A 15,777-nucleotide genomic window follows, 5' to 3' on the forward strand; every position below is an offset into this window, starting at 1 on the left:
CCACCCGGTCGTCGGAGGACGAGCCGGTCCACAGCAAACTTACGGGCTACCGGGGTGAGATGACGAAAAGCCCGGAGGCGTTCCGCCTCCGGGCCCTCCGTCGTCCGTCCGACGCGCCGCCGCGCGCCGTCACACCCTGCCGTTCAGCCTTCGGTCCGGACCTTCGCCCGCGCCACGCGACTCGGGCGGTGGGTCACTCCTGCCACCAGTCCTCGTCGTCCTCGTCCTTCTTCGCCTGGCCCTTGGCCGCCGCGGGCTTGGCCTGCGGCTTGGGGGCGGGCTTGGCCTCCGCGGCGGGGGCCGCGGGCTTCTCCGGAGCCGGGGCGGGCTCCTCGGCCGCGCCGCCGAGCGCCGGGGCGCCCATGCCGGGGGCGACGCCGCCGATGAGCTGGCGGAGCTGGTTGAGGTGGCTGTTGATGCTGTCGCGCTGGCGGGTCAGGTCGTCGACCTGGCGCTGCGCGGCCGTCCGGACGCGGTCCGCCTCGGCCTTGGTCTCGGCGAGTAGCTGCTCGGCCTGCGACTTGGCCTCGGCGATGACGTTGTCGGAGTTCTTGCGGGCGTTCGCCATGAGCTGCTTGGCGTGCTGGTCGGCCTCGCGGCGCGTCTGCTCGGCCTGCTGGGTGGCCTTGGCCGCCCGCTGCTCGGCGGACGCGGCCCGCTGCTCGGCCTCCGCGACGAGCTTCTGCGTCGCGGCCTGCGCGTTGGCGTGCCGCTCGGCGTCCTGCCGGTCGGCCTCCTCGCGGCGGGCGGCGAGCTGGATCTCGAACTCGGCCTCGGCCTGCGCCCGCTGCGCCTCGCTCTCCTCCAGGATGCGCTGGGCCTGCGCGCGCATCTCGTCGGCCTGGCGCTTGGCGGTGGTCAGCACCTCGTCGCGCTCGCGCTTGGTGGACGCGCGGAGCTGCGCGACCTCGCGCTCGGTCGTGGTGCGCAGCTTGGCGATCTCGCGCTCGGCCGACGCGCGCTTCTCGGCGACCTCGTGGTCGGCGGTGGCGCGCAGCTTGGCGACCTCGCGCTCGGTGGTCGAGGTCAGCTCGTCGGCCTCGCGGCGGGCGGACGTGCGGACCTCCTCCGCCTCGCGCTCGGCCGCGCCGCGCATGTCGTCGCCCTCGCGCTGGGCGAGGGCGCGCAGCTCGGCGGCCTCGTTCTCGGCGGTGGCGCGCAGCTCGGCGGCGTCGACCTTGGCGGCGGCCTTGATCTCGTTGGCCTCGCTGCGCGCGGCCTGGACCAGCTCGGTCGCCTGCTCCTCGGCGAGGCGCAGGAGCTGCTCGATGCGCGCGCCGAGGCCGGAGTACGTCGGCCGCTCCTGCTCCTGGAGCTGACGGTGGGCGTCCGACAGCTCTCGCTGCAGCGCCCCCGTCTGTTCGCGGCTCTTCCGCACCTCGTCGTCGAGCTGTTTGATGTGCTCGTCGACCTGGTGCCGGTCGTAGCCGCGGAGCACCACGTCGAACTCGCGTGGGGGCGTGTCTTCGAAGAAGTTGCTGAGCTGGGCGTCGATGTCGGACTGCATGTGGCTCAATCCTGATGTGACGGGGCTACGGGTGGTTCCGGGGACCGGTTGATCGCCTGGCTGAACGGGCGGAGTGCCCCAGACCTCTTCCGGTGGATGAAGCGTACTCCGAGCACTGCCGTGTTGGGGGCTCATCTGAACGCACTGCGCGTTTTGTCGCTTTTGCCCTTCGGCCGGAGGTCGTGCGTTCCCGGACGTCTCCCCACCCCCAAATGCACCAGAAGTGTCCGAAGAGTTACAGAGGGGCACGCCGATCGTGCCAGATCAACGTTGTGATATCGAACACGTCACGAAATCGGCGTGCCCCGCCGGAACGCCGCGAGCCGCCCCGGACTCAGCCCTTCTGGACGAGTTCCGTCAGCACGCCGTGCGCGTCCTTCGGGTGCAGGAACGTGATCCGCGACCCCAGCGAGCCCCGGCGCGGGCTGTCGTACAGCACCCGGACGCCCTTGGCGGCGATGCCGTCCGCCTCGTCCTGCACGTCGCCGTCCGTCCCGAACGCGATGTGGTGGACGCCCTCGCCGTTCTTCGCCAGCCACTTGGCGACCGTCGAGTCCTCCCGGATCGGCTCGATGAGCTGGAGGTAGCTCGCCGCGCCGTCGCCCGTCTCGTTGATCTTGAGCATGGCCTCGCGGACGCCCTGCTCCTCGTTCACCTCGAAGTGGACGTCGGTGAACCCGTACGTCTCCCGGTAGAACGCCACCGTGGCGTCCAGGTCGTGGCACGCGATGCCGATGTGGTCGATGCGGGTGAGCAAGGCGGTCTCCTCGGGCTCGGAATCGGACGGGAGGGCGGCGGACTGGACGAACCAGCGTCCTGGGTATCGTGGCAAACGTCGCCGCCCGACCCTGCTGGAGGCCCCCTCATGTCCGCTACGTCCGTGATCGTCGCGGGAGCGCGCACCCCGATCGGCCGCCTTCTCGGCTCGCTGAAGGACTTCACCGCCGCCGACCTCGGCGCGCACGCCGTCAGGGCCGCCCTGGAGCGGGCGGGCATCACCGGCGACCAGGTCGAGTACGTCGTCCTCGGCCAGGTGCTCCAGGCGGGGGCCGGGCAGATCCCGTCCCGGCAGGCGGCCGTCAAGGCGGGCATCCCGATGAGCGTCCCGTCCGTGACGATCAACAAGGTGTGCCTGTCCGGGCTGGACGCCATCGCGCTCGCGGACCAGCTCGTCCGCGCCGGGGAGTTCGACGTCGTCGTCGCGGGCGGCATGGAGTCCATGACCCAGGCCCCGCACCTGCTGCCCAAGTCGCGCGGCGGGTACAAGTACGGGTCCGTCGAAGTCCTCGACCACATGGCCTACGACGCCCTCACCGACGCCTTCGACGGCGTCTCGATGGGCGAGTCCACCGAGGGCCACAACGGCCGCCTCGGCATCACCCGCGAGGAGCAGGACGCGTTCTCCGCCCGCTCCCACCAGCGCGCCGCCGCCGCGGCCAAGAACGGGCTGTTCGACGCCGAGATCGCGCCCGTCGAGATCCCGCAGCGGCGCGGCGAGCCCGTCGTCTTCGCGGCGGACGAGGGCATCCGGCCCGACACCACCGCCGAGTCCCTGGCGAAGTTGCGGCCCGCGTTCGGCAAGGAGGGGACGATCACCGCCGGGTCGTCCTCGCAGATCTCCGACGGCGCGGCGGCCGTCGTCGTCATGTCCAAGGCCAAGGCCGAGGAGCTGGGCCTGACCTGGCTCGCGGAGATCGGCGCGCACGGCAACGTCGCGGGCCCGGACAACTCGCTGCACTCGCAGCCCGCCAACGCCATCAAGCACGCCCTCGCCAAGGAGGGCCTGGACGTCGCCGACCTCGACCTCGTCGAGATCAACGAGGCGTTCGCGGCGGTGGGCGTCCAGTCCGTCCGCGACCTCGGCCTCGACGCGGACAAGGTCAACGTCAACGGCGGCGCCATCGCCCTCGGCCACCCGGTCGGCATGTCGGGCGCCCGGATCGTCCTGCACCTGGCGTACGAGCTGAAGCGCCGCGGCGGCGGCATCGGCGCGGCGGGCCTCTGCGGCGGCGGCGGCCAGGGCGACGCCCTGATCCTGAAGGTCTGACGAGGCGACCCCCCGAACCAGGGGGTGCCGCCTCCCCACCGGCGCACTCGCGCCAAGGGGATCACCTTGCGTGCCAGGGACCACCCGTGGGCGTGGCTGCGCGCCGCGCTCACGGGGTTGGCCCGCGCGTGCTCGCGTGTCCGCGCTGTTGAGGGCGTCCGCGTGCGTGTGTCCGCGCTGGGCGGCGTCCGGTGCGCGCGGCGGTGAGGCGGCGCTGCGGGGCCGTCCTCACGCGTGCGGCCGCGAGCCGTTAGGCGAGCGGCCGTGCGCTACTGGTCGCCCACGTGGACTGTGACCGTAGTGAAGCCCAGGGCTTTCAGCATGTTCGTCAGCATCAAGCGGGTGTTCTGGTCGGCGCGGGACTGGAGGCCGCTGGCGGTGGCCGCGTCCTGGATCTTCTGGGCGGCCAGGACATAGAGCTGCTGCTGGTTGTTGGGGTTGTCGCTGAAGACGTCGCCGAGCCGGTTCGTCAGGCCGCGCGAGGTCGAGACCGCGTAGCTGCCCTTCGGGTCGAGGTTCGTCTTCTCCAACTGCGCGTGCGGCAGGCTGATCTCGACGGTCTTGCGGTCGTCGCTCACCTTGAGCGCGCCGGACGCGATCTTGGAGAAGTCGACGTAGGCGTCCACGGACCCCTTGCCGACGAAGAGCGTCCGGCTGCCCCGGATCGCGCTCGGCAGGTACTTGCTGTCCTTTTCCAGGTCCACGACGACCTGGAAGTTGCCGCTCGCGGCCTCGTACCGGCTGAGGTCGCGGATCGACTCCAGCAGCACCGGGCCGCTGCGGTCCTTGGTGGTCTCCGCGAACGGGTTCAGCCATCCCGGCAGGTGCAGCGTCCGCTGCGCCACCAGGATGACCGCGACCGTGACGACGACGAGCGCCACCGCCGCCCCCGCACCGCGCCGCCGGGACCGGACAGAGGGCTCGCGGGGGGAATCCTGCACATCCGAGCCAGTCATGGCAGAGGTGTTCCCGAAAACAAGAAGAAAACCCGCGTTCCCCCATAACCGCACGACAACGCAGGCAAGACCCACCAAATCAAGCCGCAACCACCCGCACGGCTTCGCCAACGACGGCGACCACACGGGTTCCCCGAAGCACCGGGCAAGACCAATACCCCCGAATTCGGCGCGCCCTATTAACCCGAGCGCCGCCCGACCACTAGGGGGTTTCCCACCCGACCGACCGCGCCGACCACAGGGGGGTACCGGCGGGCGCACGGCCGCGAGCCGCCAGGCGAGCGGCCGGGCGCGCGCAGCGCGAAGGGCCGCACCGCAGCGGAGCGAGGATGCGGCGCTTCGCGCCGCGGGGGGTGTGGGGGGTCGCCCCCCACAAGCAACACTGTGACCGGCTGCATACGCCCTCCCGGAAACCTCCCCCTTCTCCGCTCCGTTCTCCGGGTGTGAACATCGTGCGCGTCTTCCGTGTCGTCTCGATCGCCGAGGCGACGTCGTTCCTGCTCCTGCTGCTGGTGGCGATGCCGTTGAAGTACGCGGCGGACTTCCCGGCGGCGGTGTCGGTCGTGGGGATGCTGCACGGTGTGCTGTTCCTGGCGTACGTGGGGTCGGTCTATTTCGTGCGCGAGGAGCTGGGTTGGAGTTGGGGCAGGACGTTGGCCGCGCTGGTGGCGTCCGTCCTGCCCGTCGCCCCGTATTTCGTGGAGCGGCGCTGGGCCTCGTCGCCCGCGTCGGCCCAGTCGGGGGCGGCGGAGGCCGTCGGCGCGGGCCGCGCCGGCGGGTGAGGCCACCGCGTGACCACGACGGGCCGGGGGGTCTCGGCGCGGTCACGCGGGGGAACGGGCCGTCGTGGGACGGCCGGGGTCGTCCGGCGGGGGGTCGGGCGGCCCCTTCCCGTTTCCGGGCCCGTGTCCAGGCCCGTCTCCGGACGGTGCCGGACGCCGTGCTCGGAGCGGTGCAGGCTCCCGCTGCCGATCTCCCGCGCGCCCCGCGAGCCGGGACGGGCGCCGTGCGGCGGCCGGGGGGCGGGCGCGCGCGGCAGGAACGTTCCGGGCCCGAGATCGCAGTCCCGGTACGCGGCGTAGTGGGTGCGGAGCCACGTCCGTCGCAGGTTCTCCGTCCACGCCCCGAAGCGGACGGCCGTGCGCTCGTCCGGAATGGGCGGCGGCACCGCGCCGAGCAGCCAGGCGTCCACCAGCGACCGGTACTGCGCGGCGCGCGGCGACGGGCACGGCACGGCGGTGACCTCCGCGAGGATGCGTGACGCGGCCCGTCCGGCGTACCCGTCGTCCAGGGTCTCGTCCAGGTGGATCGCCGCGACCCCGCCCGCGACGCCCGCGGGCGCGTCGGCGGGCCGCTGCTCGACGCGGGTGAACGCGGCGGGCGTGCCGGTCAGCCGCCCGGCGAGCGGGGTGATGGCGGCGGTGAGCTGCGGCAGCGCCGCCCGCAGCGCGGGATGGACGCAGATGACCAGCGGCCACTGGCGGCACGCCAGGCCGGTCGGCGCGGGGGCGAGCGGCCGGTCCCCGGCCTCCGCCAGCCGCACTGTCGCGACCCCGGTGACCAGCAGCGCGGCGAGCAGCGGCGGGACGAGCGCGCGCCGCCGGTCGACCCGCGCGGTGTAGCCGAGGACGAGCACGGCGGTGAGCCCGAGCGCCCACAGCGCCTGGTCGGCGAGCACGTCCGTCCGGAGCTTGTCGAACAGCCCGACGCGGTCGTACGCGGCGGGCGGCAGCAGGCTCCACCACGCGCCTCCGGGCGGCCGCAGCAGCGCCCACGGGACGGTCGCGGCGAGGACGAGCAGCGGCGTCGCCGCGCGCGGCAGCACCCGCCCGGCCAGGTACCCGGCGACGACGTGCAGCACGAACGCCGACGCCCCGGCCAGCGGCCCGAGCGGATGCGGCCGTCCCGCGTCCTGCCGCGTCAGGGTCTCGACGGCGACGACCGCGACGACCGCCGCGTAGACGGCGACCGCCGCCGTCGCGAGCAGCAGCAGGTCGAGCAGCGCGGCCGTCGCGGGGGACCGGGTCGTGAGGTCCCGCAGGAAGTCCAGGCTGCGCTCGCGCACCCCCGCCCACGCGGCGAGGGCCGCCGCGACGGGGCCGACGAACCGGGCCGCGTTCAGCAGCGCGACCGAGGAGTTCTCCCAGTACGCGACGCCCGGCGCGAGCGACGGCCAGGCGGCCAGGCAGCCCGCGACGGTCAGCAGGGGGACCGCGACGAGCAGGGCCGTGCGGCGGGCGTCCTGCCGGAGCACCCGTCCGAGTTCAGACACCGGCCGCGTTCCCCGCGGGCATCCGGCCCGCGCGGACGCGGGACAGCGGGCCGCGCAGCGAACGCGCCAGCGAACCGCCGACGGAACGTGCCAACGAGCCGCGCGCGGACGCCTCCGGCGCCGCGTCCCCGAGCTGCGCGCCGGGCGTGCCGTCGGTCAGCCGGCCGCGCGCCAGGGTCAGCACCCGGTCGCACCAGCCGGTGAGCAGCCGTTCGGACTCGGCCGTGACGACGACGGTCGGCGCCAGGGACCGGATCAGCGGGATCAGCTCCGCCGCCGCGGCCGCGTCGCCCGGCCGCCCCGAGGACAGCCCGGCCAGCGGCTCGTCGAGCAGGACGAGCTCCGGCTCGTGGACGCACGTCGCGGCGAGCCCGGCGCGCAGCCGGACGTCCGGCGGCAGGTGCGACAGTTCCGCGCGCCCCGCGTCGGCGAGGTCGAGCCGTTTCAGCGCGGCCCGCGCGGCGCTCGCGCGCATTCCTTTGTAATAGGCGGCGTAGCCGACGAACTCGCCGACCGTCATGTTCGCGGCGAACGCGATGCGGCCCGGCAGATATCCGACCCGTGCCCGGATCGCGCGCACCCCGGCGGAATTCCCCGAGTCGTGCCCGAGAATCCGCAGCGCGCCCGTGCTGGGCCGGCGCAGGGTCGCGAACGTGGCCAGCAGAGTGGTTTTCCCCGAACCGGGTTGACCGGCCAGGCCGGCCACGCCTTCGGCGACGCCGAAGGCCACCGGGCGCAGGAGCCACCGCCCCCCGCGGCGGACACCCATCCCTGCGGCCACGATCGCGGAAAGCTCCGCGACCATGTGTCTTACCCCCCGTTGCATCGCCCGGCACCGCGGCGGCCCGCGGCGGACTCGGCGTCCGCCGACCGTTTCCCCCCTGCCGCCGGCGGCCATCTGATATGGCCGCTCGGTTCCGGCGGCACTGCGCCGCCGTCGCACCGGGCATCGACATTGCGACTATAACCAGCCTTGGTTATCGCTGTCATCCTGCTTTTGCTCTCAGCCGCTGGACGGCGGATTCTTTGCCTAACCGGAAAGGGCATTCTTTCGCATTTATGTTCCGCTCTGTCCGCCCGCACCTGCCCGGTCCGCATTACGGCGGGATGGACGGCCCGTCCCGCCCTGCGCCGCGCCCGTCCGCGCGGGTGCCCGGCGCGCGCACCGGGGGGCGGTGCGATGAGGCAGGATGGACCCATGCCTTCTCGGGACTTTTCGTTGTACGGGGCCGTGGATCTCGGGGCCCGGCAGGCCGCCGCCAAGAAGCGGCAGGAGCGCCAGGAGCGGCAGCAGGCCGGCGGGCCGGGCGGCGCGGCGCCCGGCGGCGCGCCCGCGGCGGCCGGGGCGCACGTCGTGGACGTCACCGACGAGACCTTCAACGCCGAGGTCGTCGAGCGCTCGCAGACCGTCCCGGTGCTGGTGGACTTCTGGGCCGAGTGGTGCGGCCCGTGCAAGCAGCTCGGCCCGATCCTGGAGAAGCTCGCGGCCGAGGCGGCGGGCCGGTGGGTCCTCGCCAAGGTCGACATCGACGCCAACCCGCAGCTCGCCGCGTACATGCAGCAGATGGGCGTGCGCGGCATCCCGTTCGTCGCGGCCGTCGTCGCCGGGCAGCTCCTGCCGTTCCTCAACGGCGCCGCGCCCGAGCCGCAGGTCCGCGACGCGATCGACCAGCTCTTCGAGGCGCTGCGCAAGGAGGGCCTGCTGCCGGACGCCGCCGAGGGCGAGCCCGCGCCGGGCGCGCCCGCCGGGCCGCCGCTCGACCCGGTGCTCATCGAGGCCGAGGAGGCGCTCCAGAGCGGCGACCTGACCGTCGCGCGGGCGAAGTTCGCCGAGCTGCTGGAGCGCGACCCGCGCGACGAGCAGGCGCGCAGCGGGCTCGGGCTGGTGGACCTCAGCGAGCGCGTCCAGTCCGTCGACGCGGGCCGCGCGCTCGCCGACGCGGACGCCGCCCCGGCCGACGTCGCCGCGCAGCTCGCCGCCGCCGACGTCGAGATGGTGAGCGGCCGGGTCGAGGCCGCGTTCGACCGGCTCGTCGCGACCGTCCGGCGCACCGCCGGGGACGACCGCGACGCCGCCCGCAAGCGGCTGCTCGCGCTGTTCGACATCATGCCCGCGGACGACCCCCGCGTCGGCAAAGCCCGCCGCGCGCTCCAGGCCGCTCTGTTCTAGAAGTCCCGCCCCCGCCCGTCCGCGCGGGCGGGCGGGGTGCGGGTTCGGGGCGTGGCGACGCGCAGGTGAGGCGTATGCTCGACGGCAAGGACCGCGCCCGCGCGGCCGCCCCGGCAGGCGCCCGTTCAGCGCCCGTCCGGCCCGGCCGGCCCACGCCGCTCCGCGGCTCTCTCAACCCCCGCGCGCCCGCGCCCCGGGGCTGCCCGAGCCCACCGCCCGTCCGCGGCCCGCGTCCGCCGGCGGGCGCGGTCGCACCGTGCAAGCGAAGAGGGAGCAGTGTCGTGGCGAGCGTGCCCAGCGTTTCGTACTCCATCACCGTCCGGCTGGAGGTCCCGGCGGGCGGCAAGGCCGTCAGCCAGATCACCCACGTGGTCGAGAGCGCCGGGGGCATCGTCACCGCCCTCGACGTGAACACCGCCGGGCACGAGACGCTCCGCATCGACGTGACGATCGCCACCCGCGACACCGCGCACGCCGAGGAGATCGCCGGGGCGCTGGAGCGCATCGCCGACATCAAGATCCACAAGGTCAGCGACCGCACGTTCCTCATGCACCTCGGCGGCAAGATCGAGATGCAGTCCAAGGTGCCGCTGCGCACCCGCGACGAGCTGTCGATGGCGTACACGCCCGGCGTCGCCCGGGTGTCGCTGGCCATCGCGCGCAACCCCGAGGACGTCCGGCGGCTGACGATCAAACGCAACAGCGTCGCGGTCGTCACCGACGGGTCCGCCGTCCTCGGCCTCGGCAACATCGGCCCGGAGGCGGCGCTGCCCGTCATGGAGGGCAAGGCGGCGCTGTTCAAGCGGTTCGCCGGGATCGACGCGTGGCCGATCTGCCTCGACACCCAGGACACCGACGAGATCGTCCGGACCGTCCAGATCCTCGCGCCCGCGTTCGGCGGCATCAACCTGGAGGACATCTCCGCGCCGCGCTGCTTCGAGGTCGAGGCGCGGCTGCGCGAACTGCTGGACATCCCCGTCTTCCACGACGACCAGCACGGCACCGCGATCTGCGTCCTCGCGGCGCTCACCAACGCGCTGCGCGTCACCGGCAAGAAGATCGGGGACGTGCGGATCACGATGGCGGGCGCGGGCGCGGCGGGCACCGCGATCCTGCGGCTGCTGCTGCACGCGGGCGCGCGGCACGTCGTCGTCTGCGACTTCAAGGGCGCGGTCCACCGCGGCCGCGACGACCTCGACGACTCGCTGCGCTGGATCGCCGAGCACACCAACGCCGACGGCTACGCGGGCGACCTGCGCGGCGCGGTGAAGGACGCGGACGTCTTCGTCGGCGTCTCCGCGCCCGGCATCCTCACCGGCGACGACATCGCGACGATGAACGACGGCGCGATCGTGTTCGCCCTCGCCAACCCCGAGCCCGAGGTCTCCCCGGACGAGGCCCGCGAGCACGCCGCCGTCGTCGCCACCGGCCGCAGCGACTACCCGAACCAGATCAACAACGTGCTGGCGTTCCCCGGCGTCTTCCGGGGCCTGCTCGACGCGCAGGCCAACGGCGTCACGCAGGACATGCTGGCGGCGGCGGCCAACGCGCTGGCCGAAGTGGTCTCGCCCGAGGAACTGGGCCCGAACTACATCATCCCGAGCGTCTTCCACCCGGACGTGGCGAGCCGCGTCGCGGGCGCGGTCCGCGACGCGAGCGTGTAATTGTGGGGGGCGACCCCCCACGCCCCCCGCGGCGCGAAGCGTCGCATCCTCGCTCCGCTGGCGCTCCGCTGCGGTGCGACCCTTCGCGCTGCGCGCGCCCGGCCGCTCGCTGACGCTCGCGGCCGTGCGCCCGCCGGAACCCCCCAGGGTCACTGTGGGCGTGCGACTGTCCAAACCCCCTGTGGCTCGCGGCCGTGTGCCCGCCGGAACCCCCGGGGTCACTGTGGGCGTGTGACTGTCTGAACCCCCTGTGGCTCGCGGCCATGCGCCCGCCAGTGATCCCACGGGTTTCTGTGCGCGTTCGGCCGTCCGAACCCCCTGTGGCTCGCGGCCGTGTGCCCGCCGGAACTCCCAGAGTCACCGGCGGGCGTGCGTCGTCTGAACCCCGGACGCGTGCCTCGGGTTCTAGCGGGCGTTCTTGCCCGCGAAGATCTTCTCTCGGCGGCGGGGCCAGACGCCGCCGTACCAGAGGATGATCGCGCCGGTCACCAGGGCGGCGGCGCCGGTCGCGCCGCGGGCCCACAGGACGCCGGAGTCGGGGCCGGTGTGGGGGAGTTTGTCGGGCTTGCGGGTGGGCTTGTGCGACGGCGCGTGCGACGGCTTGTGCGTGGGCGCCGCGGCGGCCTTCTTGCAGTTCGCCTTCAGGTACTTCGACAGGACCGCCACGCCGTGGACCGTCACGCGGACCTCGGTGCGGCGGTCCTCCCGCAGGGTGACGGTCGTCGCGCGGGACGCCTTGCCGTCGAGCGTGACGGGGACGGCGGGCGTGCCGTCGTCGAGTTCGACGGCGAGGTCGGTCCTGTCGCCGGAGGTGTTGCGGACGTCGATCGTGACCTTGCGCGCCGGGCACGACACCGCGCCGATCGTCACCGCGACGGGGAAGCGCGTCGGCGACGCAGACACCGACGGCGCCGTCTTGTTCGGGCCCGACGCGTCCGACTCGGTGGCCCACTTCACCAGCGGCGGCACCGCGATGACCAGCCCGATCACGAAGAACACGGCGGCGATGACGACCCTGGGCAACTGCATCGCGTCCTCCCCGCCCCGCCGGGCCGCGTGCCGGGCGGGTGGCAGATGATCGTAAGCGATTCTTCACGGACACTCTCAGTCTGCCGATATCCGGGAGGATAGGAAGGGCTTACAGGGCAACGGACGGCCGGACGTACCGCGCGGACCCCCGAACGCGCATCATTGACTGCATGGAAGACGGCATCAGGGTCGGGGTCCTGCTCGTCGCGACCCCGCAGCTCGACGACCCGAACTTCAGGCGCACGGTCGTCCTCGTCGTGGAGCACGAGACGGCCGGGGGTACGCTCGGGGTCGTCCTCAACCGGCCGACGGAGGTCCCGGTGGACCGCATCCTCCCGCCCTGGGCCGAACTGGTGACGGGACCGCCGTTCGTCTTCCAGGGCGGCCCGGTCGCCCTGGACAACGCGCTGGCCCTGGCGCGGCTGCCCGGCGACGGGGAGCCGCTCGGCTGGCGCGGGCTGGACTGCGACGAGGTCGCGCGGGTCGGGCTGGTGGACCTGGACGCCCCGCCGTCGCTGCTGGCGGCGGAACTGCTCCAGCTCCGCGTGTTCGCCGGGTACGCGGGCTGGTCGGCGGGACAGCTCCGCAAGGAGATCGAGGAGGGCGCCTGGTACCTGGTGCCCGCCGAGTCGGGGGACGTCTTCGCGGGCGAGCCGGACCGGCTCTGGCAGCAGGTCCTGCGCCGCCAGGGCGGCGACCTGGCCTTCGTCTCGACTTTTCCGGACGACCCGACGCTGAACTAAGGTGGCGAGCGTGAGCACGAAGATCCTTCCCGAGAGCGACACCCGGCCGGACCTGTCCCAGGGCGACGGCGACCACGAGCGGTTCGCCCACTACGTGGACAAGACCAAGATGACCGAGAGCGCGGTGACCGGCACGCCCGTGATCGCGCTGTGCGGCAAGGTCTGGGTGCCGAGCCGGAACCCGGAGAAGTACCCGGTGTGCCCGGAGTGCAAGGAGATCTACAGCACGATGCGGCGCGACTGAGCCGAGCGGCGCGGTCTCCGGCCTCCGCGCGGGGCCGGGGCCGTCCTGTGCCCGGGTCCGGGGACGGGAGGCTCGCCGCATCCGGGGCCGCCGCGCGCGTTCTGTCGGTCGGACTGGGTAGCCTTCGGAGACCGTGAGCACCTTCGCCGCACCCGACATGCCCCCCGCGTTCCCCGAACGCGCCGCCTGGGGGACCGCGTCGTCCCTGCGCGCCTGGCAGCAGCAGGCGCTGGAGGCGTACTTCGGCCGGGACGGGTCGGGCCCCGGCCCGCGCGACTTCCTCACCGTCGCGACGCCCGGCGCGGGCAAGACCACGTTCGCGCTCCGGCTGGCCCGCGAGCTGCTGGACCGGCACCTGGTCGCGGCGATCACGATCGTCTGCCCGACCGAGCACCTGAAGCGGCAGTGGGCGGAGTCGGCGGCGCGCGTCGGCATCAAGATCGACCCGGAGTACCAGAACGGGCAGGGCGCGGTCGGCCGCGAGTTCCACGGCATCGCCGTCACGTACGCGACGGTCGCGGCGCGGCCGCCGCTGCACCGCAACCGCACCGAGGCCCGCAAGACGCTGGTGATCTTCGACGAGGTCCACCACGCGGGCGACGGGCTGTCCTGGGGCGACGCGGTGCGCGAGGCGTTCGAGCCCGCCGCGCGGCGGCTGTCGCTGTCGGGGACGCCGTTCCGCACCGACATCAACCCCATCCCGTTCGTCCAGTACGAGGAGGGGCCGGACGGAATCCGCCGCAGCCGCGCCGACTACACCTACGGGTACGGGCCCGCGCTGGCGGACGGCGTCGTCCGCCCGGTGATCTTCCTGGCGTACGCGGGCGAGATGCGCTGGCGCACCCGCGCGGGCGACGAGATCACCGCGACGCTCGGCGAACCCCTCACCCAGGACCAGACGTCCCAGGCGTGGCGCGCCGCCCTCGACCCCAAGGGCGACTGGATGCGGCAGGTGCTCGCCGCCGCCGACCGGCGGCTCACCGAGCTGCGCCGCGCGATCCCCGACGCGGGCGGGCTCGTCATCGCCACCGACCACGAGGCGGCGCGCGCGTACGCCAAGATGCTGCGGGCGGTGTGCGGGCAGGGGGCGACGATCGTCCTGTCCGACGACCCGGGCGCGTCCAGGAAGATCCAGACGTTCGCCGCGTCCGACGACCGGTGGATGGTCGCGGTGCGGATGGTGTCCGAGGGCGTCGACATCCCGCGCCTCGCGGTCGGCGTGTACGCGACGTCCACGAGCACGCCGCTGTTCTTCGCGCAGGCGATCGGCCGGTTCGTGCGCGCGCGGCGGCGCGGGGAGACCGCGTCGGTGTTCCTGCCGTCGGTGCCGACGCTGATGGGGCACGCGGCGGAGATGGAGACCGAGCGCGACCACGTGCTGGACCGGCCCGTCCGCGAGGACGGTCTGGACGACGACCTGCTCGCGGAGGCGAACCGGCAGCGGGACACGCCCGACGCGGTGGGGGAGGAGCTGTCGTTCGAGACGGTCGAGGCGTCGGCGACGTTCGACCGCGTCCTGTACGACGGCGGCGAGTTCGGCATGCAGGCCGCGCCGGGTTCCGCCGAGGAAGAGGAGTTCCTGGGCATCCCGGGGCTGCTGGAGCCCGAGCAGGTGGGGCAGTTGCTGCGCAAGCGGCAGGCCGAGCAGATCGCCAAGGAGCGGAAGACCAGGACGGGCGATCCCCGGCAGGACCGCACGGCCGCCGAGGACCTGCACGCCCTGCGCAAGGAGCTGAACGGCCTGGTCGGGGCGTGGAGCCACCGGACGGGCCAGCCGCACGGCGTGATCCACACCGAACTGCGCCGCACCTGCGGCGGCCCCCCGCTGGCCCAGGCGAGCGGCACGGAGGTCCGCCGCCGCATCGAGAAGATCCGCGAATGGGCGTCCCGCCGCCGGAACTGACGGGCGCGTCAGCGCAGAGCCGTCACGATCCGTTCTGCGATCTCCGACGGCGTGCCCTCGATCGACACGACCAGTGCCTCGTCGGGCCCGGGGGGTTCGAGGTCGTGGAACTGGCTGTTGAGCAGTTCGGCCTGGAAGAAGTGGCCCATGCGGCTGCGCATGCGCGCCTCGATGGTGGCCTGGGCTCCGTCGAGGTAGACGATCAGCATGTCCTCGCCCGCGCCGAGCATTTCGCGGTAGGAGCGTTTGAGGGCGGAGCAGCTGATGACGACGGGGTGGCCGGACTCGACGCGGTCGCGCAGCCAGGCGGCGATCTCGCGGAGCCAGGGCCGGCGGTCCTCGTCGGTGAGGGGTGTGCCGTCGGCCATCTTGGCGACGTTCTCGGGGCTGTGGAAGTCGTCGCCCTCTTCGTAGTCGCGGCCGAGGCGGCGCGCGAGGATGCGCCCGATCGTGGACTTGCCGCTGCCCGCGACGCCCATCACGAGGATGACCGGCGGGAGGTCGGCCGCCGCCGCGTGGTCGGTCCCGCGCGCCGCGGCCTCCGCCACCGCGTCCGGGCCGCCCGCGCCGCTGTCGGCGGTTGCGTCGGGAGCGCCCTCGCCCGTGCCGGGAGCGGGGGTTTCGGGGTTGTGGGGGTTGTTTCGGGTCACGTTGCCGGGAGGGGGGTGCCGGTGAGTCCGACGCCCGCCGCGCGGAGTTCGGTCAGGGCCCGGTCGGTGGTGTCGGGGGCGACGCCCGCCGTCAGGTCCAGGAGGACCCGGGTGCGGAAACCCGCGCGGGCCGCGTCGGCGGCGGTGGCGCGGACGCAGTGGTCGGTGGCGATGCCGACGACGTCCACGTCGGTGACGTCGTGGGCGGTGAGCCAGTCGGCCAGGGGCGTCCCGGCGTCGTCGGCGCCCTCGAAGCCGCTGTAGGCGGCGGTGGTGCGGCCCTTGCTGAACACCGTCTCGATCGGGGCGAGGTCGAGCGCCGGGTGGAAGTCCGCGCCGGGCGTCCCGATGACGCAGTGCGGCGGCCACGACTCGACGTAGTCGGGCTCGGGGGAGAAGTGCGGTCCCGGGTCCAGGTGGAAGTCGCGGGTGGCGACGACGTGGTCGTACTCGGCGCGGTGCCGGGCGACGTGCAGCGTCACGGCGGCCGCGACCGCCGCGCCCCCGCCGACCGCCAGCGAGCCGCCCTCGCAGAAGTCGTTCTGCACGTCCACGATGATCAGCGCCTTGCCCATACCGCCCCCATGCCGCC

14 protein-coding genes and 1 pseudogene are annotated in these 15,777 nt (G+C 73.8%); 7 read left to right on the forward strand and 8 right to left on the reverse strand.

Translation table 11 applies throughout. From position 1 onward, the window contains the following. Positions 1–193: 193 nt before the first annotated feature. Entirely contained in the window at positions 194–1,507 is a 1,314-nt protein-coding gene (locus tag G339_RS0101975; RefSeq protein ID WP_019629397.1) for a DivIVA domain-containing protein, read from the reverse strand. A gap of 334 nt (positions 1,508–1,841) precedes the next feature. Then, complete coding sequence (mce, locus tag G339_RS0101980; protein ID WP_019629398.1) at positions 1,842–2,264, reverse strand: methylmalonyl-CoA epimerase; 423 nt, start codon at positions 2,262–2,264, stop codon at positions 1,842–1,844. Positions 2,265–2,372: 108 nt separating this feature from the next. Between mce and G339_RS0101985 the strand changes: the two genes are divergently transcribed. After that, positions 2,373–3,554, forward strand: coding sequence for an acetyl-CoA C-acetyltransferase (locus tag G339_RS0101985; RefSeq protein WP_019629399.1), 1,182 nt, complete (start codon positions 2,373–2,375; stop codon positions 3,552–3,554). A 269-nt stretch (positions 3,555–3,823) separates the two neighbouring features. Here G339_RS0101985 and G339_RS0101990 read toward each other — a convergent pair whose 3' ends face one another. Next, complete coding sequence (locus G339_RS0101990) at positions 3,824–4,435, reverse strand: DUF4230 domain-containing protein (RefSeq protein ID WP_019629400.1); 612 nt, start codon at positions 4,433–4,435, stop codon at positions 3,824–3,826. 404 nt (positions 4,436–4,839) lie between these two features. Between G339_RS0101990 and G339_RS37355 the strand changes: the two are divergent. Further along, positions 4,840–5,163, forward strand: a pseudogene (locus G339_RS37355) (DUF3817 domain-containing protein); the annotation flags it as partial. Here the strand turns inward: G339_RS37355 and G339_RS41040 are convergent. Together G339_RS41040 and G339_RS0102000 are read right to left on the reverse strand one after the other, a co-directional pair. Continuing rightward, on the reverse strand, positions 5,121–6,782 hold the full coding sequence (locus G339_RS41040; protein ID WP_420804481.1) for a hypothetical protein: 1,662 nt from the start codon (positions 6,780–6,782) through the stop codon (positions 5,121–5,123). The pseudogene G339_RS37355 and the gene G339_RS41040 overlap by 43 nt on opposite strands. Then, the gene (locus G339_RS0102000; RefSeq protein ID WP_240489727.1) at positions 6,775–7,512 is read right to left on the reverse strand and encodes an ATP-binding cassette domain-containing protein; all 738 of its coding nucleotides are present in this window, start codon (positions 7,510–7,512) and stop codon (positions 6,775–6,777) included. Before G339_RS0102000 ends, G339_RS41040 begins: the two co-directional genes overlap by 8 nt. A 468-nt stretch (positions 7,513–7,980) precedes the next feature. Between G339_RS0102000 and G339_RS0102005 the strand changes: the two genes are divergently transcribed. Together G339_RS0102005 and G339_RS0102010 are read left to right on the forward strand one after the other, a co-directional pair. Continuing rightward, on the forward strand, positions 7,981–8,952 hold the full coding sequence (locus G339_RS0102005; RefSeq protein ID WP_157407241.1) for a tetratricopeptide repeat protein: 972 nt from the start codon (positions 7,981–7,983) through the stop codon (positions 8,950–8,952). A 281-nt stretch (positions 8,953–9,233) separates the two neighbouring features. Then, complete coding sequence (locus G339_RS0102010) at positions 9,234–10,616, forward strand: NAD-dependent malic enzyme (RefSeq protein ID WP_019629404.1); 1,383 nt, start codon at positions 9,234–9,236, stop codon at positions 10,614–10,616. A gap of 405 nt (positions 10,617–11,021) precedes the next feature. Here G339_RS0102010 and G339_RS0102015 read toward each other — a convergent pair whose 3' ends face one another. Beyond that, on the reverse strand, positions 11,022–11,645 hold the full coding sequence (locus tag G339_RS0102015; protein ID WP_019629405.1) for a hypothetical protein: 624 nt from the start codon (positions 11,643–11,645) through the stop codon (positions 11,022–11,024). A 170-nt stretch (positions 11,646–11,815) separates the two neighbouring features. On the opposite strand from G339_RS0102015, the gene G339_RS0102020 reads away from it, so the two are divergent. The 3 genes from G339_RS0102020 (at position 11,816) to G339_RS0102030 (ending at position 14,535) form a co-directional block, all read left to right on the forward strand. Continuing rightward, entirely contained in the window at positions 11,816–12,388 is a 573-nt protein-coding gene (locus tag G339_RS0102020; protein ID WP_019629406.1) for a YqgE/AlgH family protein, read from the forward strand. Positions 12,389–12,398: 10 nt separating this feature from the next. Then, on the forward strand, positions 12,399–12,632 hold the full coding sequence (locus G339_RS0102025; RefSeq protein WP_026341062.1) for a DUF3039 domain-containing protein: 234 nt from the start codon (positions 12,399–12,401) through the stop codon (positions 12,630–12,632). A 157-nt stretch (positions 12,633–12,789) separates the two neighbouring features. Continuing rightward, positions 12,790–14,535 (forward strand): DEAD/DEAH box helicase, encoded by a 1,746-nt coding sequence (locus G339_RS0102030; RefSeq protein ID WP_019629408.1) that lies wholly within the window; start codon positions 12,790–12,792, stop codon positions 14,533–14,535. A gap of 8 nt (positions 14,536–14,543) precedes the next feature. Here the strand turns inward: G339_RS0102030 and G339_RS0102035 are convergent, their stop codons facing one another. Then, a complete protein-coding gene (locus G339_RS0102035) occupies positions 14,544–15,185 on the reverse strand; it encodes a gluconokinase (protein WP_240489728.1) in 642 nt (213 codons plus the stop codon). Continuing rightward, positions 15,182–15,760, reverse strand: a complete 579-nt coding sequence (locus G339_RS0102040) for an isochorismatase family protein (RefSeq protein WP_019629410.1) — start codon at positions 15,758–15,760, stop codon at positions 15,182–15,184. The genes G339_RS0102035 and G339_RS0102040 overlap by 4 nt, the downstream gene beginning before the upstream one ends. Positions 15,761–15,777: the final 17 nt, after the last annotated feature.

The organism is Actinomadura atramentaria DSM 43919 (assembly GCF_000381885.1).
Taxonomy (GTDB): domain Bacteria; phylum Actinomycetota; class Actinomycetes; order Streptosporangiales; family Streptosporangiaceae; genus Spirillospora; species Spirillospora atramentaria.